At 72.2% G+C, this 25,324-nt stretch carries 23 protein-coding genes and 1 pseudogene; 9 read left to right on the top strand and 15 right to left on the bottom strand.

The features are described 5' to 3' along the window. Nucleotides 1–984, bottom strand: a complete 984-nt coding sequence (locus HF526_RS11520) for a CE1 family esterase (protein WP_169381382.1) — start codon at nucleotides 982–984, stop codon at nucleotides 1–3. A 163-nt stretch (nucleotides 985–1,147) separates the two neighbouring features. Here HF526_RS11520 and HF526_RS11515 point away from each other — a divergent pair, with 163 nt between their 5' ends. From HF526_RS11515 to HF526_RS11500, 4 genes are read left to right on the top strand one after another with little or no spacing between them, the layout of a single operon-like run. Further along, nucleotides 1,148–2,629, top strand: a complete 1,482-nt coding sequence (locus tag HF526_RS11515) for an AMP-binding protein (protein ID WP_169381381.1) — start codon at nucleotides 1,148–1,150, stop codon at nucleotides 2,627–2,629. Beyond that, entirely contained in the window at nucleotides 2,626–3,837 is a 1,212-nt protein-coding gene (locus HF526_RS11510; RefSeq protein ID WP_169381380.1) for an acyltransferase, read from the top strand. Before HF526_RS11515 ends, HF526_RS11510 begins: the two co-directional genes overlap by 4 nt. Further along, nucleotides 3,834–4,598, top strand: a complete 765-nt coding sequence (locus HF526_RS11505; protein WP_169381379.1) for a phosphosulfolactate synthase — start codon at nucleotides 3,834–3,836, stop codon at nucleotides 4,596–4,598. Before HF526_RS11510 ends, HF526_RS11505 begins: the two co-directional genes overlap by 4 nt. Next, on the top strand, nucleotides 4,598–4,996 hold the full coding sequence (locus HF526_RS11500; RefSeq protein ID WP_169381378.1) for a VOC family protein: 399 nt from the start codon (nucleotides 4,598–4,600) through the stop codon (nucleotides 4,994–4,996). Before HF526_RS11505 ends, HF526_RS11500 begins: the two co-directional genes overlap by 1 nt. A 52-nt stretch (nucleotides 4,997–5,048) precedes the next feature. On the opposite strand, the gene HF526_RS11495 is transcribed toward HF526_RS11500, so the two are convergent. Beyond that, nucleotides 5,049–5,612 (bottom strand): histidine phosphatase family protein, encoded by a 564-nt coding sequence (locus tag HF526_RS11495; RefSeq protein WP_169381377.1) that lies wholly within the window; start codon nucleotides 5,610–5,612, stop codon nucleotides 5,049–5,051. A 605-nt stretch (nucleotides 5,613–6,217) separates the two neighbouring features. On the opposite strand from HF526_RS11495, the gene HF526_RS11490 reads away from it, so the two are divergent. Then, nucleotides 6,218–7,615 carry an ammonium transporter family protein gene (locus HF526_RS11490; RefSeq protein WP_169381376.1) on the top strand — a complete coding sequence of 466 codons (1,398 nt, stop codon included), beginning with the start codon at nucleotides 6,218–6,220 and terminating at the stop codon, nucleotides 7,613–7,615. A gap of 354 nt (nucleotides 7,616–7,969) precedes the next feature. Here the strand turns inward: HF526_RS11490 and HF526_RS11485 are convergent, their stop codons facing one another. The 4 genes and pseudogenes from HF526_RS11485 to hmgA form a co-directional block, all read right to left on the bottom strand. Beyond that, on the bottom strand, nucleotides 7,970–9,391 hold the full coding sequence (locus HF526_RS11485) for an FAD-binding oxidoreductase (protein WP_169381375.1): 1,422 nt from the start codon (nucleotides 9,389–9,391) through the stop codon (nucleotides 7,970–7,972). A gap of 74 nt (nucleotides 9,392–9,465) precedes the next feature. Beyond that, complete coding sequence (locus HF526_RS11480; protein ID WP_169381374.1) at nucleotides 9,466–12,615, bottom strand: ATP-binding protein; 3,150 nt, start codon at nucleotides 12,613–12,615, stop codon at nucleotides 9,466–9,468. A 105-nt stretch (nucleotides 12,616–12,720) separates the two neighbouring features. After that, a pseudogene (locus tag HF526_RS37365) lies at nucleotides 12,721–12,867 on the bottom strand (UTRA domain-containing protein); the annotation flags it as partial. 40 nt (nucleotides 12,868–12,907) lie between these two features. Further along, nucleotides 12,908–14,251: a homogentisate 1,2-dioxygenase gene (gene hmgA, locus HF526_RS11470; protein WP_169381373.1), complete on the bottom strand. Its 1,344-nt coding sequence runs from the start codon at nucleotides 14,249–14,251 to the stop codon at nucleotides 12,908–12,910. 134 nt (nucleotides 14,252–14,385) lie between these two features. Here hmgA and HF526_RS36315 point away from each other — a divergent pair, with 134 nt between their 5' ends. After that, a complete protein-coding gene (locus tag HF526_RS36315; protein ID WP_211177069.1) occupies nucleotides 14,386–15,111 on the top strand; it encodes a polysaccharide deacetylase family protein in 726 nt (241 codons plus the stop codon). 6 nt (nucleotides 15,112–15,117) lie between these two features. Here the strand turns inward: HF526_RS36315 and HF526_RS11460 are convergent, their stop codons facing one another. The 3 genes from HF526_RS11460 to HF526_RS11450 form a co-directional block, all read right to left on the bottom strand. Next, nucleotides 15,118–15,747, bottom strand: coding sequence for an MBL fold metallo-hydrolase (locus HF526_RS11460; protein ID WP_169381372.1), 630 nt, complete (start codon nucleotides 15,745–15,747; stop codon nucleotides 15,118–15,120). Nucleotides 15,748–15,893: 146 nt separating this feature from the next. Then, nucleotides 15,894–16,445, bottom strand: coding sequence for a hypothetical protein (locus tag HF526_RS11455; RefSeq protein WP_169381371.1), 552 nt, complete (start codon nucleotides 16,443–16,445; stop codon nucleotides 15,894–15,896). Nucleotides 16,446–16,458: 13 nt separating this feature from the next. Continuing rightward, nucleotides 16,459–16,821, bottom strand: a complete 363-nt coding sequence (locus HF526_RS11450; protein ID WP_169381370.1) for a carboxymuconolactone decarboxylase family protein — start codon at nucleotides 16,819–16,821, stop codon at nucleotides 16,459–16,461. 199 nt (nucleotides 16,822–17,020) lie between these two features. On the opposite strand from HF526_RS11450, the gene HF526_RS11445 reads away from it, so the two are divergent. Next, nucleotides 17,021–18,175 carry an acyl-CoA dehydrogenase family protein gene (locus HF526_RS11445; protein ID WP_169381369.1) on the top strand — a complete coding sequence of 385 codons (1,155 nt, stop codon included), beginning with the start codon at nucleotides 17,021–17,023 and terminating at the stop codon, nucleotides 18,173–18,175. 28 nt (nucleotides 18,176–18,203) lie between these two features. Here the strand turns inward: HF526_RS11445 and HF526_RS11440 are convergent, their stop codons facing one another. Beyond that, nucleotides 18,204–18,932: a GntR family transcriptional regulator gene (locus HF526_RS11440; protein ID WP_169381439.1), complete on the bottom strand. Its 729-nt coding sequence runs from the start codon at nucleotides 18,930–18,932 to the stop codon at nucleotides 18,204–18,206. 170 nt (nucleotides 18,933–19,102) lie between these two features. Here HF526_RS11440 and HF526_RS11435 point away from each other — a divergent pair, with 170 nt between their 5' ends. Beyond that, the gene (locus HF526_RS11435; protein WP_169381368.1) at nucleotides 19,103–19,876 is read left to right on the top strand and encodes a DUF2267 domain-containing protein; all 774 of its coding nucleotides are present in this window, start codon (nucleotides 19,103–19,105) and stop codon (nucleotides 19,874–19,876) included. A gap of 227 nt (nucleotides 19,877–20,103) precedes the next feature. Further along, nucleotides 20,104–20,715 carry an HdeD family acid-resistance protein gene (locus tag HF526_RS11430; protein ID WP_169381367.1) on the top strand — a complete coding sequence of 204 codons (612 nt, stop codon included), beginning with the start codon at nucleotides 20,104–20,106 and terminating at the stop codon, nucleotides 20,713–20,715. Between the two features lie 79 nt (nucleotides 20,716–20,794). On the opposite strand, the gene HF526_RS11425 is transcribed toward HF526_RS11430, so the two are convergent. From HF526_RS11425 to HF526_RS11405, 5 genes are read right to left on the bottom strand one after another with little or no spacing between them, the layout of a single operon-like run. Next, entirely contained in the window at nucleotides 20,795–21,277 is a 483-nt protein-coding gene (locus tag HF526_RS11425; protein WP_169381366.1) for a (2Fe-2S)-binding protein, read from the bottom strand. A 24-nt stretch (nucleotides 21,278–21,301) separates the two neighbouring features. Beyond that, nucleotides 21,302–22,111 (bottom strand): FAD binding domain-containing protein, encoded by an 810-nt coding sequence (locus HF526_RS11420; protein WP_169381365.1) that lies wholly within the window; start codon nucleotides 22,109–22,111, stop codon nucleotides 21,302–21,304. Nucleotides 22,112–22,115: 4 nt separating this feature from the next. After that, the gene (locus tag HF526_RS11415; RefSeq protein WP_169381364.1) at nucleotides 22,116–22,844 is read right to left on the bottom strand and encodes an enoyl-CoA hydratase; all 729 of its coding nucleotides are present in this window, start codon (nucleotides 22,842–22,844) and stop codon (nucleotides 22,116–22,118) included. Then, nucleotides 22,841–25,171 carry a xanthine dehydrogenase family protein molybdopterin-binding subunit gene (locus tag HF526_RS11410; protein WP_169381363.1) on the bottom strand — a complete coding sequence of 777 codons (2,331 nt, stop codon included), beginning with the start codon at nucleotides 25,169–25,171 and terminating at the stop codon, nucleotides 22,841–22,843. Before HF526_RS11410 ends, HF526_RS11415 begins: the two co-directional genes overlap by 4 nt. Before the next feature lie 29 nt (nucleotides 25,172–25,200). Further along, on the bottom strand, nucleotides 25,201–25,320 hold the full coding sequence (locus tag HF526_RS11405; protein ID WP_275403969.1) for an SDR family oxidoreductase: 120 nt from the start codon (nucleotides 25,318–25,320) through the stop codon (nucleotides 25,201–25,203). Between the last annotated feature and the right edge of the window lie 4 nt (nucleotides 25,321–25,324).

Genomic DNA, 25,324 nt, shown 5'->3' with positions numbered 1-25,324 from the left:
CTACAGGGCGGCGGGGTGGTGGGGCGCCGGCGGCAACGCCGGGGTCGCACTCGCCGTCGCCAGCCGGTGGCGGCTGAGGAACGGCCACATCAGCGCCTCCGCGGAGGCCTGGCGGCCGACCAGCTGCCTGGTGGGCCAGGTGTGCCCGAGGCCCGGGTACAGCACCGACTCCACCTCGGCGCCGGCGCGGCATCTGGTCCAGTGCTGAACCGTCGCCGGGCCGACCGTGCTGACCTGCGCGGCGCCGGTGCACCCGTCCTGGGCCCGCAGCCAGGCCACGGCGGTGCGCACCGGCGGTAGCGGCGGATGCCCGTGGGGTGCCCCGTTGTAGGGCAGGATGACGTCGTGGGCGCCCGCCGCGAGGAAGGCCGGCACCGGCGGGGCGCCGGCCGGGCACGGCGTCAGCGGGACCGAGCCGTAGGTGGCGACCGCGGCGAACAGCGCCGGGTGCGCGCACACCGCGCTGTAGGCCAGCTTGCCGCCGTTGCTGAACCCGGCGACGTAGACCCTGTGGACGTCGACGGGCAGGGTGTGCAGCACGGCGGCCACGACGGTGGAGACGAACGCCACATCGGGGTTGCCCCGGGCGCCGGCGGCGCCGCAGCAGCCGTGGCCGGCGTTCCACGACCGTTGCAGTCCGTCGGGGTAGACCAGCGCCGCCTGCCGCTGCTCGGCCAGCCGGAGGAACCCGGTCTGGTCGACGACGGTCTGCCGCGACTGGCCGCGCCCGTGCAGCACGACGAGCAGCGGGAGCGGGCCGGTGGCGCCCGCCGGGACGACCGTGAGGTAGGTGCGTTGCACGCCGCCGACGACGGCCGAGTGCACGTCGCTGACCAGGTCGGACGGTGCTGCCGCGGCCATCGTGGCCACCCCGCCGGACGCGGCCGCCACCGGCTGGGTCCCCGCGCCACCGGTCAGTCCCACGGCCAGCGCCACCGTCGTCGTGAGCAGCACGAGCACCAGCAGCAGCCGGGGCATGAGCATCCTGCGCCCCTCGCCACGGCCGCGCCGCCACGGGCGCTTCCCCCCCATCACGGGCCTGAGTATGCGCCCCGGCCGCTCGTCCGGGCAGCAGCCCGGTCAACCGCATCACATCGGCCCGCCGTACACAGCTCTCTCTCAGCTGGATAGGCCAATCTGCGGTGCCATGGGCATCCGCTTGTGCGATCTGCTGGCCGCCCGCGCCGCCGGCACACCGGGCCACCGGTTCGTGGCCGACGCGCGCAGCGACCGCGTCGTCGACTACGCCGCCCTCGCGTCGGCGGCCGACGCCTGGGCCCGCACGCTCGACGCCGCGGGCACACCGCCCGGTGCCCGGGTGCTCGTCGACGTCGACGACCCGCTGGCCTTCGCCGTCGTCCACCTCGCGGTGATCGCCGCCGGACGCTGCTCGGCCCCCATCGACCCGGCATGTCCGCCGGCCGAGGTCGAACGGGCGCGGCGCGCCCTGCGCCCGGCGCTCGTCGTCACCGACCGGGCCGATCGGGCCGGCGTGCGGGTGGACCCCGGCAGCGGCCGGCCCGCCGAGCCGGCGGATGAGCCGGCCCCGCCCGCGCACGCGCGGCGGCCCGAGGGTTCGGCCGCGCTGCTGACGTCGGGCTCCACCGGCGCGCCCAAGACCGTCGTGCTCACCGAGCACCAGCTGCTGCACGTCGGGCAGGCCGTCGCCCGGCACAACCGGCTCGGCGCCGGCGACCGCGGCTACAACCCGCTCCCGCTGTTCCACATCAACGGGCAGGTGGTCGGCCTGCTGGCCACGCTGATCGCCGGGGCCACGCTGGTGCTGGACCGGCGCTTCCACCGCACCGGGTTCTGGCAGCTGCTCGTCGACCGGGACATCACCTGGGTCAACGCCGTGCCGGCCATCCTCACGATCCTCGCCCGCGAGGACGTCCCCGTGGTGCCACCCGGGCTGCGGTTCATCCGCTCGGCGTCGGCGCCGCTGCCGGCCGCGGTGCGCGAGCTCGTCACCGCCCGCACCGGGGTGCCGGTGGTGGAGAGCTACGGGATGACCGAGGCGGCGAGCCAGATCACCGCGACGCCGCTGGACGCCCCGCCCCGGCCCGGATCCGCCGGGCTCCCGGTGGACGTCGAGCTCGAGGTGGTGGGGCCCGACGGGACCCGGTGCGCGCCGGGGGTGGTCGGCCGGGTGCGGATCCGGGGCGCGGGTGTGATCCGCGGCTACGCCGGCGGCGCGGCCGCCGACTCGTTCGACGATGCCGGCTGGCTGGACACCGCCGATCTGGGCCACCGTGACGCCGACGGGTACCTCTACCTGGCCGGACGGGCGGATGACGTGGTCAACCGGGGCGGCGAGCTGGTGCACCCCCGGGAGGTGGAGGAGGTGCTGCTCCGCGAGCCGGAGGTCGTCGAGGCGGTCGTCGTGGCCCGCCCGGACGAGGTGCTCGGCCAGGTGCCGGTCGCCTGTGTCCGCACCGGGCTCGACGACGCCGACGCTGCCGAGCTCGTCCGCCGGCTGGACGAACGGTGCGCGGAACAGCTGAGCCGGTTCAAGCGGCCGGCGGAGATCCGGGTGGTCCGCGGTTTCCCCGTCGGGCCCACCGGGAAGGTGCGCAGGCGGGCCCTGCGTGAGCAGCTCGCCGAGGAGTCGGCCATGGTGGGCGGATGAGCGAGGAGACGGCCACCCGCCCGGGGCGGGCCTCCCGGGCGCGGCACGTCTACGCGGCCGACCTGGTCCGGGTGCTGACGTTCGCCTGCGTGATCGCGGTGCACACGGTGTCGACGGTCAACCCGATCGACAGCGTGCCCGGCGGCGCCGCGGTGATGCTGCTGCACTTCACCCGGGAGGCGTTCTTCGTCCTCACCGCGTTCGTGCTGGTGCACCGCTACCGCACCGGTGGCCTGCGGGTCGCGCCGTTCTGGCGGCGCCGTTTCCTGCTGGTCGGGGTGCCCTACGTGGTCTGGTCGGCGCTGTACACCGGGATCGCGTTGAGCACCGCGCCGCTGCCGGCCGGCGAGGCCCTGGCGGTGCTCGTGCGCAACCTGCTCACCGGGACGGCCTGGTTCCACCTGTACTTCCTGCTCGTCTCGATGCAGTTCTATCTGGTGTTCCCGCTGTTCCAGCGACTGCTGGCGGCCACCCGTGGCCGGCACGGACTGCTCGTCGCGGCGAGCGCCGCGCTGCAGGTCGTGATCGACATCGTGCTGCACGACCCGACGCCCACCGGGTGGGTGGCGGCGGTGCTGCCCTACGCCGGATCCTTCGTGGGCAGCTACCAGTTCTTCCTGGTGCTCGGCGGGGTGGTCGCGCTGCACCACGAGCAGGTCGACGCGTGGGTCCGCGCCCACCCGGCCGTCCTGGCTGTCGCGTTCGTCGTGACCGGGGCCGCGGCCGAGGGCTGGTACCAGTGGTCGGTCGCGAGCGGGGTCGGCGCGGTGTTCGCCACCGACGTCTTCCAGCCGGTGATGATCCCGTGGTGCGTCGCCGTCGTCGCGGTGTTCTACGCCCTGGGCGCGGCGTGGACCGACCGGCGGGCCGGCGGCCTCGGTTCCCGGTTCGTGGAACGCGCCTCCGACCGCTCCTTCGGCGTGTTCCTCGTCCACCCCGTCTTCCTGTGGGCGCTGACGGTCGGCGGCGCGGGTTCGGTGGCCTCGCACCTGCCCGCGCCGTGGTCGACGTTCGCCGTGTACGTCGTGGCCGTGATCGCGTCGCTGGCGGCGGTGGAACTGCTGCGGCTCACCCCGCTGAGCCTGATCCTCACCGGCAAGGGCCGCTCCCGCCGGCGTTCACAGCATCCTGACAGCACACGCACGGGTTCGCGCCCAGCTGCACCGAGCACAGTGGGCGGCGAGCCGGCACAGGGAGGTTTGACGTGATCCACACCCAGCTCGACCTACCTCATCGGGAGGTCAAGCCCCGGAAACGGGGCCTGACGATGATGATCGACCCCGGCCTGTTCACCGGCCTGTTCGAGGACGCGGTGGACAGCATCGGCGAGCACGTCGACCTGGTGAAGTTCGGCTGGGGCACCGGCCTGATCACCAAGGACATCAAGCGAAAGATCGACATCCTGAGGTCGGCCGGTATCGCTTTCTACTTCGGCGGCACGCTGTTCGAGCGCTACGCGGTCGAGGGGATGGTCGCGGAGTGGCGGGAGCTGTGTCGGACGATGGGTGCGACCCACGTCGAGGTCTCCAACGGCACCGTCGCGATGGACAACACCGAGAAGGCACGCTGGGTGGCCCGGCTGGCCGACGAGTTCGTCGTGATCAGCGAGGTCGGCTTCAAGGACAGCGGCCGGTCCGAGGCGCTGGCTTCGGCGCAGTGGATCTCCTACATCCAGGAGGACCTGGCCGCCGGCGCGCACCTGGTGACCGCGGAGGCCCGGGAGAGCGGCCGCAGCGGGATCTGCCGCCCCGACGGCCGGCCCCGCGACGACCTCATCGAGGAGATCCTCGACTCCGGCGTGCCGACCGATCGGCTGCTGTTCGAGGCCCCGAACAAGGAACTGCAGACCTACTTCATCCGCCGGCTCGGTCCGTCGGTGAACCTGGGCAACATCCGGGCCGACGACGTGATCGCACTGGAGACGCTGCGGCTCGGGCTGCGGTCCGACACTCTGCCGACGGGAATGTGATGCGCTCCTCCGACGACGTGTTCCACATGGCCATCCCCGCTGCAGACCTCGACGAGGCGCAGGAGTTCTACGTCACCGGCCTCGGCTGCAAGCTGGCCCGCCGCTACGACGACCGCATCACGCTGGACTTCTTCGGCGATCAGGTCGTGTGCCATCTGTCCGACCGGGTGGACGAGGCCCCCGAGCTCTACCCGCGGCACTTCGGGGTGACCTTCCGGCACCGTGAGGACTGGGAGCGGCTGCTGCGCCTGGCCCGCACCCGCGGACTGACGTTCTTCGCCGAGCCCTTCCACCGCTTCGCCGGCCGCGCCGAGGAGCACGAGACCTTCGTGCTCTCCGACCCCTCGAACAATCTGCTCGAATTCAAGTACTACGACGATCCGCGGATGATGTACTGACCCCCGGTTCCGGGTGGCCGCCGGTCAACGACCGGCGGCCGTTCGGCATCTCTCACCGAATGCGCATCGGGGTCGGCACCAGCTGCGCAACCGGAAAGGCGTGGAAATCGTCCAGACTCGCTTCGGCGGACAGGTACTGGGCCGTCCGGATCCATCCGTTGTGCGAGACCACGAGCACCCGCGAGGTCCGCGCCAGCGGCGCGATGTCGGCGAGGAAACTCCCGACCCGGGCGAGCAGACTGTCCAACTCCTCGCCGCCGGGTGGGGTGTAGCACACGTCCAGGTGCGCGTTCGGGAACGCCCACGGCTGCTCGCGCCGGACGTCGGCCTTCGGTAGACCCTCCCAAACTCCCAGGCCACGCTCCCGCAGACGATCATCGTGGGTGATCCGTACACCGGGGAACAGCGCCGCAGCCGTCGCGGCCGCTCTGGCCAGCGGAGACGAGAACACGTGGTCGAACTGCCCCCGCAGGCTCCCGCCGAGCGCGGCGGCCTGCCTCAGCCCGGCCGCCGTCGCGGGGACGTCGAGGCCGCCCATGAACACGTTTTTCCGGTTCGACTCCGTTTCGGCGTGCCTGATCGTCCACAGGTTCGACAGGGACAGATCCGGTGTCATGACAGTGCGTCACCCCAGTTGATCCGACGACTCGAGGAATTCGCGACGGCAATGATGCTACGCCCGGAACCTGCGTTTCTCGACAGAAAGTGGATCGGCATCCGCAGCGGTCACGGAGCCGTCGTACACCGACATCGCCGGGGCGCTGCTCTCCCGGGCCCGTCCGTTACCAGGATGCCCGGCCCGGCCGGCGGTACCAAGCAGCGCCTCGGGCGCCCAGCCGGGCAACTCGGTGGGGATGCCGGCTGCGCAGATGGTGGCAGCGGACGTCGATCAACGGCTCGGCCGCGTCCCACGTCGGCGATGGCAAAGCTGAACAGCTCCCGCCCCGGGGGTAGGTCCGGGCAGTGGCCTGCCGGGGAGAACAAGGCAAAGGTCCCGAACTCGGATGAATTGCGCAGCGGCCACGCGCCCGAAACATAAACGTTTCTTTCTTCGTACCGATCAGGCCTTGACAGCGCGTGTCGCAGATCACGACCATAATGCTTTCTAGTGCACGACCTCCTCCGCTCTCGAGCGGACCAACCACCATACGGAGGAAGACGCCAGTGCATTCAGTCCTGATCTCGTCAGGTTTGTCCGTTACGGACATATTCAAGGACCAGGTGTCCGAAGAGTCCTATCTGCAGGACATCTTCTACGCCGTGGCGACGGTCTGCCTGCTATTCGTCGTCGGGGCGGTCGGCCTCATCGACGCCGGCCTGGTACGGCGCAAGAACATGCTCGACACGTGGCTGCAGAAACTCGTCTGCGCGCTGCTCGCCGGTGGTGCGCTCTCGGTCATCGGCTACGCGATCTGGGAGATCCAGTACTACCAGGCGCTGGCCGTCCCGCATCCGATCACCCAGGCGCTCTCGGACTGGTGGCTGTTCGGCCCCGACGTCACGCACTTCTCCCAGCAGCTGGACCCGAGCGTCTCCCCGCAGGCCGACGTGTTCCAGGTGTTCATGGCCTTCTTCATGGCCTACGGCGCGGTGGCCGGAGCACTGCTGCACTCGGCGGGCCTCGAGCGCGTCAAGGCGGTCCCGATGTACATCGTCGCGGCCGTGGCGGGCGGGCTCGTCGTGCCGATCGCACTGTACCTGACCTGGGGCTCGGCGAGCCCGCTGACCAACCGCGGCGTGCACGACTACATCGGCACCTACTCGCTCTACATCGTGGTCGGTGTGTGGGCGCTCATCCTCGCCTGGCGGGCCGGACCGCGGCTCGGAACCTTCTCGGCACACCCCACGACCACCGGCCCGGTCCCGCAGAACCTGGGCTGGAGCGCTTTCGGAGTCACCGTGCTGATGTTCGCGGCGCCGTTCGCCTTCCTCGGCTGCGGGTACATCGTCCCCGGTACGGGTTACCTCGGGATCTCGATGACCACGAGCGGATTCGGGATCGTCACACTCAACATCTTCATGTCCTACGTCGGCGGCGGACTGGGCGGCGCGATCATCGCCTACCGCACGCGGAACCCGCTCATGGCGCTGATCGGCGTGGCAGCGGGCTACATCGGGGCCGGCGCGTCACTGGACATCGGCAAGCCGTGGCAGATCCTGATCGTCTCGTTCGTCGCGTCGTTCGTGGTCTGGGGCACCTACCGGCTCCTGGTCCGCTTCGGCATCGACGACAAGAAGATCGTTCCGCTGGCGCTCGGCGGCGGCATCTACTCGGCGCTGGTCGCCGGCATCGTCGGGTGGGGCGACAAGACCGGTGGGTACTTCGACCTGACGGGCGCCTACGCACCGCAGCACGCGACGATCAACCTCGGCTGGCAGGCGATCGGCGTCGTGGTCATCGTGGCCGTCGCCGGAGTCAGCGGGCTGCTGGTGATCCTGGGCCTGGAGAAGACCATCGGCCTGCGCGTCACCGAGGCCGACGAGATCCGCGGGCTCGACGAGACCTACTGGAACTCGCCGCCCCCGCCGTACGCCGACAACCCGCTGCACGAATCCGCGCCGGTGGCAGGCGCGGTGAACGGGACCCGCACCGAGGGCCTCGACGTCGCGAACGCCTGACCGACACGCGGCCGGTGACCGCGCCACACCCCCGGCGCGGTCGCCGGCGCGCACCTTTTCGTCCATGCCGCCCGCCCACCCGGCCGTGACGATTCATCGATGTCCTCCCGCCATTCGGCGCCCATGGGAATCGTCGCCGACGAGAACGAATTATAGAAACCTTTCTATAGCTTCGTCCCCCGGGTGGCATTTGGCCGTTCTGCCGTCGCTCTCCGTTAAATCTGGCTCGTTGGCGTTCCACCGGTCGAACAACTTCTTCCCGGAGCCGGGGAAGAGCCTCGGCCGGCGAGCCGAACCGGCCCGGCGTTGGCTCGGGTTCTACGGGGTGACCGTCGGGTTCCGTTCAACTCCTGATCACCGGGCCGGCGGGATGTTCTGGTTGATGTGGAAGAGGTTCTCCGGGTCGTACCGCTCCTTGACCCGGGCGAGGCGGTCGTAGTTGCCGAGGTACGCGGCGCGGACGCGGTCCGGTCCTTCCTCCATCATGAAGTTGACGTAGGCGCCGCCGGCCGACTCGGGATGCAGCTCCTCCCAGTACCGCTTGGTCCACTCGGTGATGAGGCCGGCGTTCGCCGGGTCGGGATCGACACCGACGATCACTCCGGCCCAGCCGCCGTTGCGGTAGGCGAACGGGGTTGCCTCATCGGACACCCGCGCGGCAGCCCCGTCGATGGGGTACAGGTGCATCGTCGAGTGGCCGGTCGGCAACTGCTCGCCGTACTTGCGATGCACCTCGATCGCCCGGTCGGAGATGTCCTGGAAGAAGTCCGCCCGCCAGTACCACTGCAGACCTGGCGGGTAGAGCGCGTCGAAGGCGCTCTGCAGCACCGTGAAGGGCACCTCGTGCAGCCCGTCCAGCAGCGGCGAGCCGAACTCGCGGACGGGAGCCAGCACCTCGGCGGCCTTGTCGTGGGGACCGGTGTAGCACCAGACGATGCCGCAGGACCTGCGGCCCCACAGCTGTTCGGGGAACGGCGGCGCGGGCGGGATGGTGAGCAGCGCGATCCAGCCGTTGAGCTCCTCCGGCAGCGACGGCAGCAGGTCGCGGTACCACCGCATCACCGTCTCGGTATCGGCGAGGTCGTACAGCACCGGTCCGCCGATGACGGCGCCGTGCTCACCGATGTCATGGCAGGCGAAGCGGAACGAGGTGACGACACCGAAGTTCCCGTTCCCGCCGCGCAACGCCCAGAACAGGTCGGGATGCGACTCGCTGCTGGCGGTCACCAGCGTGCCGTCGGCCAGCACCACATCCGCCGAGAGCAGGTTGTCCACGGTGAGCCCGAAGCGCCGGGCCAGGTAACCGATGCCGCCGCCGAGGGTGAGCCCACCGACCCCGGTGGAGCTGATGAAGCCGGACGGGGTGGCCATTCCGAACGCCGCCGTCGCGTGGTCGACGTCGCCCCACGTGCAGCCGCCGTCAACCCGTACGGTGCGCGCCGCCGGGTCGACGGTGGTGCTGCGCATCGGGGACAGATCGATGACCAGGGCGTCGTTCCAGACACCCAGGCCGCCGGCGTTGTGCCCGCCACCGCGCACCGCGAGGTCGACCCCGTGCTGCCGGGCGAACCGTACGCAGGCGATGACATCGGCGGCATCGACACATCGGGCGATCGCCGCCGGGCTCCTGTCGATCATGGCGTTGTAGACGGCGCGGGCCTCGTCGTACGCCGGGTCCCCGGGGCTGATCATCGGCCCGCGCAGGACGGCCGCAAGCTCGGCGTAGGGGGGTGTCGAGCGGTTCTCGGTCGTGGTCGGCGCGGTTGTCGCGGTCATGGCGCTCCGTCTCCTTCCGGTGGCTCCACTGAGGAGCTGCATCCGGGCCACGACGCTAGGGACGGGGCGTTCGCTCAGCGTTCGCCTCGCGAGCCGGGCGGATCGGCATCGCGAACGCCGCTGCCGGCCAGGTCGGCGCGGCATCGTGCTTCCAGGGCCCGGCTGCGCTGCTCGACCGCGAGGTCCGCGGCGCGGCGGAGCATGTCCACCGCCGCACCCGGCTCCAGGCCGGCCCGCAGCCGCAGCACCTCCGGGAGCCACCAGCGGTCGCCGCGCTGCTCCGCGCTCGCCCGCGCCGCGTCGAGTACGGCGCGTGCGGCATCGGGCCGCCCACAACCGATCAGCAGCTGCGCGAGCAAGGACAGCCAGTACGGCATCCGGGCGTACGCCCCCCGCGATCGCAGCCGGCCGATGCCCTCCTCGATGCGGGTGACACCGCGCTCGCCACCGGCCGCCCAGCCCTCCATGATCATGGCCCACTCGCCGTAGTAGGCGAACTCGTACCGTCGGCACAGCCTGCGCAGCTCCTCGGCAACGGCCCGCAGAGCCACCGTGTCGCCACGGACCTGATGCGTGATGGCTGCGTAGGCGAGGCTGATGGCGAGGCTGTAGGGGTGGTCCGCCGCCCGGCCGCGCTCGACGGCATCGGCGCACCGGAGGGCGGCCTGGTCGTCGTTGCCGAGCAACCAGTGGGCGTGCGCGGCCCACGCCTGCGCGTGAACCTCGGGGCGGTTGCCGACGACGAGCGAGATCTCGCCCGTCGACAGCTGGATGGCGAGGTCGAAGTGTTCGACGGCGATCCCCGGCCTGCCGAGGGTCGTCGCCGACCCGGCGAACGCGAAGTGCGCCTGTCCGGCGGCGGCGGGGTCGGCCCCGTCGAGCGCGAGCGCGCGGGTCGCGAGCTGATGCGACTGCGCGACGTGTCCCTGCACGAAGCGCACCGCGAACAACCCGACCAGGTTGCGCAGCAACGCCTGCGGGCGGTCCAGCCGCTGAGCGAGCGTGACCGAGCGCTCCAGGGTGGCCTGCAGGTCGGGCGAGGAGTACCCACGGGCAGCGTTCAGCGGCGCCGACATGGCCTGCAGCACCTCCAGCTCGCGCCGGTCCCGATCGCGCCCGGCCGGCAACCGCCTCACCAGGTCCAGGCAGCGACGGTGGTGCCGGACCGCCTCGGCGTGCGCGAACACCGCGGCGGCCACCTCGGCGGCCCGCGCGAAATAGTGCAGTGCACGATCGGAACGCCCGCCGCGGTCGTACTGCTCGGCGAGCTGCGCGGCCACGTCGTCGAGGTGTCCGGCGTGCAGCAGCTCGAGCCCCTGAGCCAGCCGTCGGTGCAGCAACCAGCGGCGCGCCGGGCTGACCGAGGCGTAGGCCGCGTCGCGAAGCAGGTCGTGGGAGAAGTCGTAGCCACCGCGCTGCTCGCGCAGGATGCGCCGGCGCCACAGCTCGTCCACCGCCCCGACCAGGGCCTCCGGTTCGAGATCGCCGGCCTCGCTGAGCAGGTCGAGACTGAAGTCCCGCCCGAAGGCCGCGGCGAGCCCGGCCACCTCCTGGGCGGCGGGCGAGGCCTGCTCCAGCCGATGGCGGAGAACGGCCTGCAGGTCCGCAGCCGGCAACGGCTGCCCGGAGCCGGCCTGGTCGGGCAGACTGCGGGCGGCCTCCACGACGTACAGCGGATAGCCCCCGGTGGTGGCGTGCAGGAGGGCCTGTTCGGCGGCGTCGACCGTACGGCCCAGCAACGACGCCGCAAGCTGCCCGGTGCCGGCCGGATCAAGGGGCCCGAGCGGGAGGTCGGTGATTCGCCCCGCGGATCGCAACGACCGCAGCGCGGTGGCGACGTCCCGGTTCTGCTCCAACTCCTCGGAGCGCAGTGTCGCGGCCACCAGCAGGCGCGCGTCCCCGGCGAAGCCCAGCAGGAAGGCCAGCCATGCCACCGTCTCCTGGTCGCACCACTGCAGGTCGTCGAGCACCAGGAGAGTGGGCCGGTTCGCGGAGAGCACAGCGCGGGCCAGCCCCTCGAAGAACCTGTGCCGCTGCCAGGCGTCGACCACCGCCCGGGCGCCGGCCACCGGACGGGTCCGGCTCACAGCCGGGGTCTCCCGCCGGATCGGGACCGGATCCGGGACCAGCCGCTCGACCTCGACCCGCCACACCGGCTCCAACGCGGCGACTGCCTCCTGCAGCCGGCTGCCGCGCAACCACTCCGCGATCGGAGCGAGGGCGAGCCGGCCGGACAGCGCGAAGCAGCGCGTCGTCGCGACCACCGCACCGTCGGCCCCGGCCACGGCGGTCAGCTCCGCGACCAGCCGGCTCTTCCCCACGCCGGCCTCCCCCGACACCACGACGAGCCCGCTGCTCCCGCAGCCGGCCTGGTGCCATCGCTGCAGGAGCAACCCCACCTCGCGGTCCCGTCCGATCAGACCTGCGCCGGCGGCACCGATCCGTCGTGACCCGCCGGCCGCCACGGCCCGCGCCGGCGCGGAGCCGCCGCGCCGGCCCAGCAACCGCTCCACCATCGCGGTGGTCTCCGGGTCCGGACCGACGCCGAGTTCCTGCTCCAGCAGGGCAGCGCAACGGTGGTAGGTACTGATCGCCGCCGCCAGGTCCCCGGACGCAGCCTGCAGCTCCATCAGAGCCCGGTAACCGGCCTCCTCCAGCGGCTCGAGCCGGATCCGCCGCCGGGCGATCTCGGCCGCCCTGATGCGCTGGCCGCGGTCGCGCCGGATGCCGACGGCCACGTCGCACAGGTCCACGCACTCCCGGCGCAGCCGCTCGCGCTGGTCGTGCACCCAGTCGTCGTGCATCCCCGGCAAGAGCTCGCCGCGGTACTCCGCGATCGCGGCTTCAGCGTGCAGGAGGCGTCCGTCCCGGTCCTGCGCCGACCGCGCCGCCAGCGCCGCCTCCCGCTCGACGGCGAAGACGCGGACATCGACCCGGCAGGACGGGGTGTCCTGCCAGCGCAGGCTCGCCGACTCGACCACCAACGAGGGGTCGTCGCCGAGCAGCGAGCGGAGGTTGTGCAGTTCCCGTCGCAGGTTCGTGCGTGCCTGTGACTCGCCGGAGTCGGGCCAGAAGAGCCCCGCGAGACGGGACCTGGCCTGCGGAGCCCCGGCATGCAGGACGAGGTAGGCCAGCAACGCGAGCGCACGGGACGACGGTGGGCGTCCCCCCGAAGCCGGCCCGCCGACGACCCGCTGCTCGCTCAGCACGCGGATCTCCAACATCGCCTGTGATCCCCCCTCGGCAAGGTCCCCTGCCGGTCCAGCATCGTCGGGGTCGCCGGCGGCGGCCACCGTCCTCCGGCCTATTCCGCGCCGGCCGACCGGCGTTCAGGACAGATCGACGCTCACGGTGAACCGGAACCGGTCGCCGCGGTAGTAGATCAATGCGGTGTCGACGACGTCGCCGGCGTCGAAGACCAGGCTGGTGGACAGCAGGACCGGATCGGCCGGGTCCGCGCCCAGCAGCCCGGCCGGCTGCGGCGTCGATCCGGCCGGCGTAGCGCAGCGGAGGCGGTCACGGCGTCCGGAACTCCCGGCGCAGTCCGGCCCACACGGCGTCGTAACCGTGCTGCCGGTGCGGCGCGGCGAGGGCGGCCGCGGTGGGCACGATCGTCCAGCGGCTCTCGAACATGAACGCGAGCGTGTCGCCGACCTTCTGCGGGACGAGCTCGGCCGTGCTCGCCCGCGCGTAGGTCTCGGCGTCGGGGCCGTGCGCGGCGAACGTGTTGTGCAGGCTCGCCCCGCCGGGCACGAAGCCCTCGGCCTTGGCGTCGTAGACGCCGTGGACCAGGCCCATGAACTCGCTCATGATGTTGCGGTGGAACCACGGCGGGCGGAACGTGTCCTCGCCGACCAGCCAGCGCGGCGGGAAGATCACGAAATCGGCGTTCGCGAGGCCGGGGGTGTCGGTCGGTGACGTCAGCACCGTGAAGATCGACGGGTCGGGGTGGTCGAAGCTGATCGTGCCGATGGCCATGAACCTGGTCAGGTCGTATGCGTAGGGGGCGTAGCTGCCGTGCCAGGCGACGACGTCGAGCGGTGAGTGGTCGTAGTCGGCGGCCCACAGGTTGCCGCCGAACTTCTGCACGACCTGCACCGGCTCCTCGCGGTCCTCGTAGGCGGCCACCGGGTAGCGGAAGTCGCGCTCGTTCGCCAGCCCGTTGGCGCCGATCGGGCCGCGCTCGGGCAGCGTGAACGGGGCGCCGTAGTTCTCGCAGACGTAGCCGCGCGCGGCGTCGTCGAGCAGCTCCACCCGGAACCGGATGCCCCGCGGGACCACCGCGATCTCGGTCGGCGCCACCGCGAGGCGGCCGAGCTCGGTGTGCAGCAGGATCCGGCCCTGCTGGGGCACGATCAGCAGCTCGCCGTCGGCGTCGACGACGTAGCGGTCGGCCATCGACCGGTTGGCGCGGTACCAGTGCACGCCGATGCCGGCGTGGGTCATGACGTCGCCGTTGCCGGCCACGGTGAACAGGCCGTCGAGGAAGTCGGTCGGCTCAGCCGGGATCGGCACCGCGTTCCAGCGCAGCCGGTTCGGGTCCGGCTCGACCTCGGTGAACGGCGCGGTGCGCAGCAGCCCGTTGTCGATCCGGTGGAACGGCGGGTGCGCCGCGGACGGCCGGATCCGGTAGACCCAGGTACGGGCGTTGGCCGCGCGCGGCCGGGTGAAGGCGGTGCCGCTGATCTGCTCGGCGTAGAGGCCGAGCGGGGCGCGCTGCGGGGAGTTGCGGCCGACCGGGAGGGCGCCGGCGACGGCCTCGGTGACGTGGTGGTTACCGAAGCCGGTGAGGTGATCCGGCACGGCGAGCGGGGCGGTGAGGTCACTGGGGGCCTGCTGCACGGTCTCGGTGTCGCGCATCGGAACTCCATGGGGCCGAGCGAATGATGCGGCGCTTCGTAGCATTCGCGTCACCGCACGTCAACGGGTGTGTCACCCGCTGCCCTATCTACAGGGACCGGAACTCTCAGTGCCTCACAGTCACGGAGGATGCCGTGCTCGGTACAGAGAGCCGCCACCGGATCGTGCTCGCCCTGATCGCCGGGCCGGCGGTGGTCCTGATCGCCTGGTTCGTCGCCCCGGAGCCGGCGGAGGCCGCATCCGCCCAGCCCTCGGTCGGGCAGTCGGCGGTGCAGGCGACGGTCCTGACCACCGTCCAGGGCGACGGGCGACGGGTGGCGCTCACCTTCGACGACGGCCCCGATCCCACCTCTACCCCGATGGTGCTCACCCTGCTGGCCCGCTACGACGCGGTGGGGACGTTCTGCATGATCGGCACGCAGGTGCAGGCGAACCTCGCTCTGGCCCGCCGGGTCGCCGCGGCCGGGATGCGGATCTGCAGCCACAGCCGCACCCACGACCTGCAGCTCGGCACCCGCCCGGTGAGCCGGATGACCGCCGAGATCACCGACGTGGGGCAACGGCTCCCGGGGATCACGGTGCGGTACTTCCGGGCGCCGGGCGGCAACTGGACGCCGACCCTGCAGGCCGCCGCCGCCCGGAACGGACTGCAGCCGCTGGGCTGGTCGGTCGACCCCCAGGACTGGCGGCGCCCGGGCATGTCGGCGATCGTGACGCGCGTCGAGCAGCACGTTCGACCCGGCTCGATCATCCTGATGCATGACGGCGGCGGGCCCCGCGACCAGACGGTCGCGGCGTTGGGACAGCTGCTGCCCTGGCTGACCGCACAGGGCTACGGGTTCGCCTTCCCGACGCCCTGAACGGCGTCAGGAACCGCGAGCGGCCCAGAGCTCGACGTTGTCGATCTCGTCGGCGACCGTGGTCTCGTCACCGTGCCCCGGCAGTACCCGCGTCTGCGGGGGCAGCGCCAGGACGCGTTCGCGCAGCGAGTTGATGATCGTCGGGAAGTGGCTCAGCCGCAGGTCGGTCCGGCCGATGCCGCCCTTGAACAGGGTGTCGCCGGTGAACACGGTCCGCAGCGCGGGCACATAGAGACACACGGAGCCGGGGGAGTGCCCCGGCGTGTGCAGCACCCGCACCTCGACGTGGGCCACCCGCAGGATCTCGTCGTGGGGCAGTTCGCCGTCGGGTCCGTGGTTCGGGTGGATCTCGTCCCAGATCGGCTGGTCGGCGGCGTTGAGCAAGGTCGGGCCGCCCACGGAATCGGCCACCGCCGGCGCCTGGTCGACGTGGTTGCGGTGGCCGTGCGTGCAGGCGATCCCGAACAGGCGACGGTCGCCGATGGCCTCCCGGATCGCCTCCGCGTCGTGGCCCGCGTCGATGACCAGGACGTCGGTGTCGTCGCCGAGCAGCCACACGTTGTTCTCGACGGTCTGCGGTTCGTCGTTGATCGTGACCGTGCCGGAGGTGACGAGCCGGTCGATGCGCGGAAGCATCAGACGTTCCTCCCTTCGGCGGCCCGGGCGGGCCCACGAGCCTCGAGAACTTCTCGCCGGGCACCCCGGCCGCGGGCTCGGGTACCCCGGCGTCCACTGCTCATGCGCAGCACGTGGGTCCGCCGGGCAGCGTCGGGATCGAACGCTCAGGACGCCGGAGGCGTCTCGACCACCGGCACCCCGGTGCAGCCCGTTCGCACACTGGCCACGATCGGCTCGGCGGCCTGCTCGACATCGCTGACCGAGCTGATGAGTGCGCCGAGCTTGGCCGACAGGCTGGGCTGATCGCTGAGCCCGGCGATCGTTGTCTGCAGTGACGCGAGCGATTGCTCGACGCCGGCGACCTGCGGACCGAACTGGTCCTTGGCTGCGGCCACCAGGTTGCGCCCGGCGGTCTGCAGGTTCTGCAGGGCCGCCTTGACGCCGTCGGTCCCCACCTTGGTGGCGTCGAGGGTCACGATGGCATTGGCCGCGGTCTGGAACTGTGCCGCCGCCGAGCACAGCGCCGCGGAGTATGCCGTGGAGGTGGCCGGCGCCGGGACGGCCGCCGTCGGGGTGATCGTCGCCGGCCCCGCCGAGGGCGCCGGTGAGGTCCCGCACCCCGCGATGGCGGCGCACCCGAGCGCCCCCGCCACGATCAGGTGCGCGAGGGCGCGGCGGCCGAGCCCGGGCTCGACATCGCCGCCGGCGTGCGGCATCGCGCCTCCCGTCTCAGGCCTCTTCCTCGGCTGCTGCTTCTGTGGCTGCCACCGCCAGGCCGAACGCCCGCAGGATCTTGCCCGCGGCCGACGCCACCCGCGCGCTGCCGACGACCGGCGCGATGGCGACGAGCGTCCCCTGCGCCTCCTCGATGGTCACCCCGGCGTCGGCGGCGAGCCCGAGGTTGATCAGGTACGACACCGGTGCAGCGTCCATGGCGACGAGCGCAGCCAGCCGGGTCAGGAAGTACGTCCTCGCATCGAGACCCGAGTCCTTCAGCGAGTCGAGGTTCATCGAGATGAGGCGCTCGAGCACGGGCGCGTCACCCTGCGCGACGCTGTTCAACGTGTCCTGAGGGGCGGCTTCAGCGGTCATGGCTTCTCCTCGGAGATCTGCTCCCCCGCCGCGTCGGCGGACGCGTCAACGGTGACACCGCCTGCATCGGCTCGCCGTCACCCGCTCCGGATGAACGGCCCGGCGAACACCGGCGTGGCGCTCGCCGTGGCCCGCCCCGGGCGCGACGATCCATATATTCTATGGAACCACCCGCTCGACAACCGGCGAAGGGGCCATCGTGAGCAGTCTGAGCACCGAGGAGCGGGCCGTCGTCGCGACGGTCCGGGAGTTCGTCGACCGCGAGGTCCGCCCCGTGGTGCGCGAGCTCGAGCACGCGAACGAGTACCCCGAGAAGCTCATCGAGCAGATGAAGGAACTCGGCATCTTCGGGCTGGCCATCCCCGAGCCCTACGGTGAGGCCCCCGTCTCGATGCCCTGCTACGCGATGGTCACCGAGGAGCTCGCTCGCGGCTGGATGAGCCTGGCCGGCGCGATGGGCGGGCACACGGTGGTCTCCAAGCTGCTGCTCGCCTTCGGCACCGAGCAGCAGAAGCAGCACTACCTCCCGCGGATGGCCACCGGTGCGATCCGCGCGACGATGGCGCTGACCGAGCCCGGCGGCGGCTCGGACCTGCAGGCCATGACCACCGTCGCACGCCGCGACGGGGACGAGTTCGTGGTGAACGGGGCCAAGACCTGGATCACCAACTCCCGGCGCTCCCAGCTCATCGCGCTGCTGTGCAAGACCGACCCGAAGGCCGAGCCCAAGCACAAGGGCGTGTCGATCCTGCTCGTCGAGCACGGCCCCGGGCTGACCGTGTCCCGGGACCTGCCCAAGCTCGGCTACAAGGGCGTCGAGAGCTGCGAGCTCACCTTCGACGACTACCGCACGCCCGTCTCCTCGGTCCTGGGCGGCGAGCAGGGGCGCGGCTTCGCGCAGATGATGAAGGGCCTGGAGACCGGCCGCATCCAGGTTGCCTCCCGCGCCCTGGGCGTCGGCCGGGCCGCGTTCGAGGACGCCCTGCGCTACGCCCAGGAGCGGGAGAGCTTCGGCAAGCCCATCTGGCAGCACCAGTCCATCGGCAACTACCTCGCCGACATGGCCACCAAGCTCACCGCCGCCCGCCAGCTCGTGCTCTACGCCGCGGAGAAGTTCGATTCCGGCGAGCGCTGCGACATGGAAGCCGGCATGGCCAAGCTGTTCGCCTCCGAGGTCGGCATGGAGATCGCGCTCACCGCCGTGCGCATCCACGGCGGCTACGGCTACTCGTGCGAGTTCGACGTCGAGCGCTACTTCCGCGACGCCCCGCTGATGATCGTCGGAGAGGGCACCAACGAGATCCAGCGCAATGTCATCGCCGCCCAGCTCGTCAAGCGCGGCGGACTGGACTGATCCCCGGAGATCCCCGGCGGGCGGGCGCTCAGCCCGCCCGCTCGACCGCCCGCCCGCGGTCGAAGACACCCTTGCCCTGCAGGTGCTCGGACAGCAGCCGACCGATGTGCCGGATGTGCTCGGTCATCGCGGCCCGGGCGGCGTCGGGGTCCCGGGCCTCGAGCGCGGCGAAGATCGCCTCGTGGTCGTGCGTCGTCGCGTCCGACCAACCGGGGACCTGGCCGTAGTAGTTGCGCGGCACGTAGTGCACGAACAGGTTCAGCATCGAGGTCAGCCGGTGGGCGCCCGCGGCCCGGTTGATCGTGCGGTGGATCTCGTGGTTGAGCTCGTCGACGCGGGCGGCCTCGCCCCGCGCCGCGGCGGCCTCCAGCTCGGCCTGCACACCGCGGATCCCGGCCGTCTCCTCGGCGGGCAGGATCTGCGCGGCGCGCGCCGCGAGCTCCCCGGCGATGTAGGCCTGCACGGCGAACAGGTCGTCGACGTCCTGGCGATCCAGCGGGACGACCCGGAAACCGCGCCGCGGCTCCCAGCGCACGGCACCCTCGCTGTGCAGGATCATCAGCGCCTCGCGCACCGGGGTCGCGCTCACCCCCAGCCGGCTCGCGACGTGCTCCATCCGGATGAACGACGACGGCTCCAGCTCGCCGACCATGATCGCTTCGCGCAGGTAGGCGGCGACCCGGTCGCTGAGCTGCTGGGTACCGCCCAGGCGTGCCGCGGCGGGGCGGGCAAGGCGACCCAGCCCGTCGTCGCTCATCGTCACGCACGCTCCGTTCGTCGCCGCCCCCACCGCTCAGCGTATCGCCCGCGCCCCGGCCCGGACGCCGTCGCCGACACGGCCGTCGAGAGTCACGGGGTAAGCGCTCCGAATGTGGGCAACCTGCGCACCGGGAGCTCTCACTCGACAACGATTGACGAGGACCAGCCGTGGATGACGAGCAGTTCATGACGATCGTGCAGGAGAAGGCCCGGTTGGACCGGGCGGGCACGGAACGGGCCGTCCGGGCCACGCTCGAGACGTTCTCGGAACGGATCGCGCCGGACCGGGCCGCCGAGCTTCGCGTCCTGCTGCCCGCACAGATGCGACAGTGGATCACCGAGAGCCCCATCCTCCCGATCGACGTGCAGCAGTTCCTCCGGCGTGTCGGGGAACGCGAAGGCACCGATCTGGACCCGGCCGAGCGCCACACCCGCGCCGTGTTCCACGGTCTGGGCGCGCTGCTGACCCCCAACGAACTGGCCCCGGCGGCCCGCGAGCTGCCCCAGGACTTCCGGCCGCTGTTCGACCTGGCGCAGCAGGACTGGGTGGAGTACGTGCCGGGCGGCGCGTTCTTCAGACGGGTGGCCCAGCGCGCCGGCCTCGACGACGGGGGCGCCCACAAGGCCGTCGACGCCGCGCTCGAGACGCTGGCCGAACGCATCTCCGGCGGCGACGTCGACGACCTCATCCACGAGCTGTCGATCCGGTTGCACCCGCCGCTGTGGCGCGGCAAGGAGCATTCCCGCGGGGAGCCGAGGCCGATGTCGCTGGACAAGTTCCTGCGGCTGCTCGCCGAGCGCGAGGCGGTACCGCGCGAGGTGGCCCGCGAGCACGCCCGGGCGGTGATGGCCACGGTGCGGGAGGCGATCTCTGGGACGGAGTTCTCGCACGTCAAAGCGCAGCTGCCGAGCGAGTTCGAGCCGCTGCTGGTGACCGGCTAGCGATCGGGCACCGGGCTGTCACCCCCGGGATGCCGCACGTCCGCCGGCGACCGGTCGATGACCGCCGGCCACTCCGGCCACAGCGATTCGCCCTGTATGGACGGTGACGCCCGTTCCGGGCCAGGAGGCCGTCGTGGCTTCATCCCCGCCGGGTGAGGGCGAAAGCGGGCATCGGGAGGACGGTGGGTCCGGGCATGGAACCCGGTCACCCCCCGTGGAGGTGCCTGATGAACTCACCGACGGGCTCCGCACGCAGCGATCGCGTCGCGGACACCGCCGTCCGGGTCGGCGGCTCACGCGGGTGGGCGATCGCCCTCGGTGTGCTGACCATCGTGGCCGGGCTCCTGGTGCTGCTCTGGCCCGGTCCGACGGCGGCGGTGCTGGCCATCATCATCGGCCTGGAACTGCTGGTGATCGGCGTGTTCCGGATCGTCGCGGCGTTCGCCATCGACGACGCGAGCGGCGGCGCGCGCACGCTCGTGGTGCTGCTGGGCGTGCTGGCGATCCTGGCCGGCATCCTCGTCCTGCGTCACCCGTTCCAGACCATCGTCGTCGTCGGCCTGCTGATCGGGCTGTACTGGGTGATCAGCGGCATCGTCGACATCGTCCGGGCCATCGGGCACAAGGTGCCGTCCCGGGGCTGGACCGCCGTGCTGGGCGCGTTCTCGCTGCTGGCGGGGATCATCGTGCTGGCGTTCCCGCTCGCCAGCGTGGTCGCGCTGACCTGGGTCCTCGGCGTCCTGCTCTTCGCGTCCGGGGTGTTGATCACCGTCGCCGCGATCATGGGCGGCCAGTCCGTGCCGTCCGGGCAGCCGGCACCGCGGGCCGCGCACCCCTGACCGGCCGCGCCCCTGCGTCGAGGTACGTGGGGCCCCGGGCCCTGGCCCATCACCCGCACCGCAGGGGTGCGAGCGCCGGTCAGGACGCGGCGCCGGTCCCGCGCAGCGCGCCCGCCGCGGCCTCGATCGCGTCGACGATGCCGCTGTAGCCGGTGCAGCGGCAGATGTTGCCCGACATCTCCTCGCGGATCTTGTCCCGGCTGGGCTCCGGGTCGGTGTCGAGCAGGTGCATCGCGCTGATCAGCATGCCGGGGGTGCAGAAGCCGCACTGCAGGCCGTGGTGGGCGACGAACGCCTCCTGCAGCGGGTGCAGCTCGCCGTCCTCGCCGGCCAGGCCCTCGACGGTCGTGACCGTCGCGCCGTCGGCCTGCACCGCGAACATCAGGCAGGCCCGCGCGGGCTCGCCGTCGACCAGCACGGTGCAGGCGCCGCAGACCCCGTGCTCGCAGCCGAGGTGGGTGCCGGTCAGCCCGCAGTCCTCGCGCAGCACGTCGGCCAGGGTGTGCCGGGGTTCGACGTCGAGGTGCACCCGTTCGCCGTTGACGCTGAAGGTGATGTCCATCGCCAGGTCCTTCCTGAAGGGTGGTTAGGAGAGCCCGGCCCGGGTCAGCGCGCGCCGGATCATCTCGGCGGCGATGGCCCGCCGGAAGTCGGCCGAGCCGTGCAGGTCGGCTGTGGGCGTGAGCTGCTCCGCGGCGGCGGCCGCGGCCTCGCGGAGGGATCCGCCGTCGGCGAGCACCCGCTCACCGGCCTCGGCGCGGACCGGGACCGCGCCGATGCCGCCGAGCGCGATCCGGATGCCGCCCCCGATCTCCGCGACCACCGCCATGACCAGCGCGAAGTCGCCGTGCCGGCGGGCGAACTCGGCGAAGCCCCAGCGAGTGGGCAACGGGAACCGGACCTCGGTGAGCATCTCGTCCTCGGCCAGGTCGGTCATCAGCGCGCCGACGAACAGGTCCTCGGCGGCGACCTGCCGGGTCCCGGCGGGGCCGGCGACGGTGACGGTCGCGCCGGTGCCGACGGCGACGACGGGCAGCTCGGCCGACGGGTCGGCGTGCGCGATGCTGCCGCCCGCGGTGCCTCGGGCCCGGATGGCGGTGTGACCGATCCAGCGAGCCGCGTCGGCCAGCAGCGGGTGGTGGGTCTGCTGGACCAGGGCGCTGTGCCGGGTCAGCGCGCCGACCCGCACCGTGTCCCCGTCGGGGGTGACACCGGCCAGGCCGGGGATGCGGTTGACGTCGACGAGCACCGACGGCCGGGCCATCCGCAGCGCGAGCACCGGCACCAGGCTCTGCCCGCCGGCGAGGATCTTGCCGTCACCGTCGGCCTGGGCCAGCGTCGTGACGGCCTCGTCCACACTGGCCGCGCGGACGTAGTCGAACGGGGCGCACTTCATCGGGTCATCTCCCCTCGAACCGCGGGGCGCGCTTCTCGGTGCGGGCCCGGCGCCCCTCGGCGAAATCGTCGCTGGCCCAGCAGCCCTCGAACGCCGCGTCCAGCTCCTTCACGTCGAGCTCCGGCTCGAACACCTCGTTGAGCACGCGCTTGGAGTAGGCGACGGTCAGCGGCGCGAGCTCGGCCATCTCCGCCGCCCAGGCCAGCGCGTCGGCGACGTCGCCGGGCCGCTCGACGAGCCCGCAGGCCTGCGCCCGCTGCGCGTCGAGCTGTTCGCAGGCCAGCAGCACGGCGCGGGCGGTGCCGTTGCCGGCGAGCAGGGCGAGCCGGCGGATGGTCCACGGGTCGACCGCGAGCCCGATCGTGGCGGTGGGCACGCCGAACAGCGCGGTCGGCGCGGCGACCCGCAGGTCGGCGGCCAGCGCGAGCTGGGTGCCGGCTCCGATCGCGGGACCGTTCACCGCCGCCACCACCGGGACGGGCGCATCGGTGACGACGTGCAGCATGGCGTAGAGGGCGTCGCGGAAGTCGGCGGTGTAGACCTCGCCGAGGTCGGCGCCGGAGCAGAAGCTGGTGCCGTTCCCGGTGATCACCAGCGCCCGGGCGCCGCCGTCGATCGCCGAGCCCACGGCCTCGCGCAGCCGGTGGCACAGCTCGATGTTGAGCGCGTTGCGCTTCTCGGGCCGATCCAGGGTGATCACCCCGACCCGGTCCTGCAGGGTCACGTCGATCATTGGAGCTCCTTCCACACCGAGGCCGGGGTGATCGGCAGGGTGTCGACGCTGATGCCGAGAGCGTCGCCGAGCGCGCCGGCGAGCACCGCGTTGGGGCCGAGGGTGCCGCCCTCACCGACGCCGCGGACACCGAGCGGGTTGGCCGCGGGATGCGCGACGTGGCCGATGGTCAACTCGGGGATCTCGGCGGTGGTGGGCATCAGGTAGTCCAGCAGGGTGCCGGTGGTGAGGTTGCCGTCGTCGTCGTAGACCAGGTGCTCGTACATCGCGCCGCCGATGCCCTGGGCGATCGAGCCGGCGATCTGCCCGTCGACGATCTGCGGGTGCATCGCCCGGCCGGCGTCCTCCACGCAGACGTACTTGAGGATCCGCAGCTCACCGGTGGTGCGGTCGACCTCGATCGCCGCGGCCTGCGCCCCGGCGGCGAACGCGCCGCGGATCGGGTCGTAGAACTGCGTCGCTTCCAGGCCGGGCTCGATGCCGGCGGGCAGCCGGTTGGACTCCAGGTAGGCCACCCGCGCCACCTCGGCGACCGAGATCCGCGGCTTCGGCTCGCCGACCACGCTGATCTGCCCGTTCTCGATGCGCAGATCATCGACGGCGGCCTCCAGCAGGCCGGCGGCGAGCGCGAGGACCTTGTCCTTGACCGCGACCGCGGTGCGGTGCGCGGCCCCGCCGCCGATCACGGCCTGCCGGGAGGAGAACGCCCCGAACCCCCACAGCGAGGTGTCGGTGTCGCCGATGCGGACCTCGACGTCGTCGTAGTCCACGCCGATGCCGTCGGCGACGATCTGGGCCATCGTCGTCTCCAGGCCCTGGCCCTGGGAGGTCACGCCGGAGAACACGGTGACCCGCCCGTCCGGGTTGACCCGCACGGTGCAGGCGTCGTGCCCGGTGCGGAACGGCATCCGCGGCCCCGCGCTCGCGGCCCGGCCCAGCCCGGTCAGCTCGTTGTAGAGCGCGAACCCGATCCCGATGGGCGCCTCGCCGGTCTCCCGGCGGCGCGCCTGCTCGGCCAGGAACTCCTCGTAGCCCAGTGCCTCGAGGGCCTTGTCCAGGCACTCGCCGTAATGCCCGGAGTCGTCGACCAGGCGCGAGGGCATCTTGTACGGGATGTCCTCGGGCCGGATCGCGTTCTTGCGCCGGATGTCCACCCCGGTCATGCCCAGCTCGCGGGCGGCGGCGTCGAGCACGGTCTCCATCGCGAACACGCTCGCCGGCCGGGCCACCCCGCGGTACGGGCCGGACGGCGCGGTGTTGGTCGCGACGCCGCGCACCGTGCAGCGGTAGTTGTCCAGCCGGTACGGCCCGGACAGCAGCCCGCCGGCCATCAACGGCTCGATCCCGGCGGTCCACGGATACACCGAGTACGCACCGACGTTGCAGGACACGTCGGCCTGCAACCCGAGCAGGGTGCCGTCGGAGGCGAACCCGGCCTTGATCAGATACCGGTGATCGCGGGCGTGCGTGGCGGCGGCCAGGTGCTCCACCCGGTCCTCGACCCACTTCACCGGCACGCCGGGCATGGCCCGGGCGATCAGGCAGAGCGCCACGTCCTCCGGGTAGAGCACTGCCTTGACGCCGAACCCGCCGCCGACGTCGGGGGCGATCACCCGGACGTTGCCCTCGGGCAGATCCAGCAGCTCGGCGATCATGTTGCGGACGATGTGCGGGACCTGCGTGCCGGACCAGAACGTCAGCTTGCGATCCGTGCCGTCCCAGAGCGCGACCCCGGCGCGACACTCCATCGGGTTCCCGGCGTGCCGGTTGGTGACCAGCTCGCGCTCGACCACCACGGCCGCCTCGGCGAACGCCTCCTCCACCGACCCGGCATCGAACGTGCGCTCCAGCAACACGTTGTCCGGCGCGGCGTCGTGCACCGGCACCTCGGGCGAGGCCCAGGCGCACACGGTGGAAGGCAGCGGGTCGTAGTCGACCTCGACCAGCTCGCACGCGTCCTCGGCCCGGTACCGGTCGGCGGCGATCACCGCGGCCACCGGCTCCCCGGCGAAACGCACCTTCCCGTGCGCCAGCACCGGCTGGTCGGTCTCCACGTACGACGGCAACGCCGAGCGCGCCCGCAGCACCACGTCCGCGAAGTCCGCCCCGGTGAACACCCGGTGCCCCGCCGCCTCCGCCTGAGCAACGTCCACCCCGGTGATCCGGGCGTGCCCCATCGGGCTGCGCAGGAACGCCACGTGCTTCATCCGCGGCAACTGCAGATCCGAGACGTACCGGCCGTGGCCGGTGACCAGCCGCTGGTCCTCCTTGCGGCGGACGCTCCGGCCGAGGCTGCCGGAGCCGGCCGTGTCCTCAGCGTCGCTCATCGTCCTTCTCTCCGATCAGGCTCGGTCGCTCACGGCATCGCGTAGCCGCCGTTGACCGAGACCACCTGACCGGTGGTCCAGGACGACAGCGGAGACGCCAACAGCAGCACCATCGGGGTGATGTCATCCGGATGCCCGAGCCGGCGCAGCGGA

The organism is Pseudonocardia acidicola (genome assembly GCF_012911935.1).
GTDB classification, from domain to species: domain Bacteria; phylum Actinomycetota; class Actinomycetes; order Mycobacteriales; family Pseudonocardiaceae; genus Pseudonocardia; species Pseudonocardia acidicola.
This window is presented reverse-complemented; position numbering and strand designations above follow the sequence as displayed.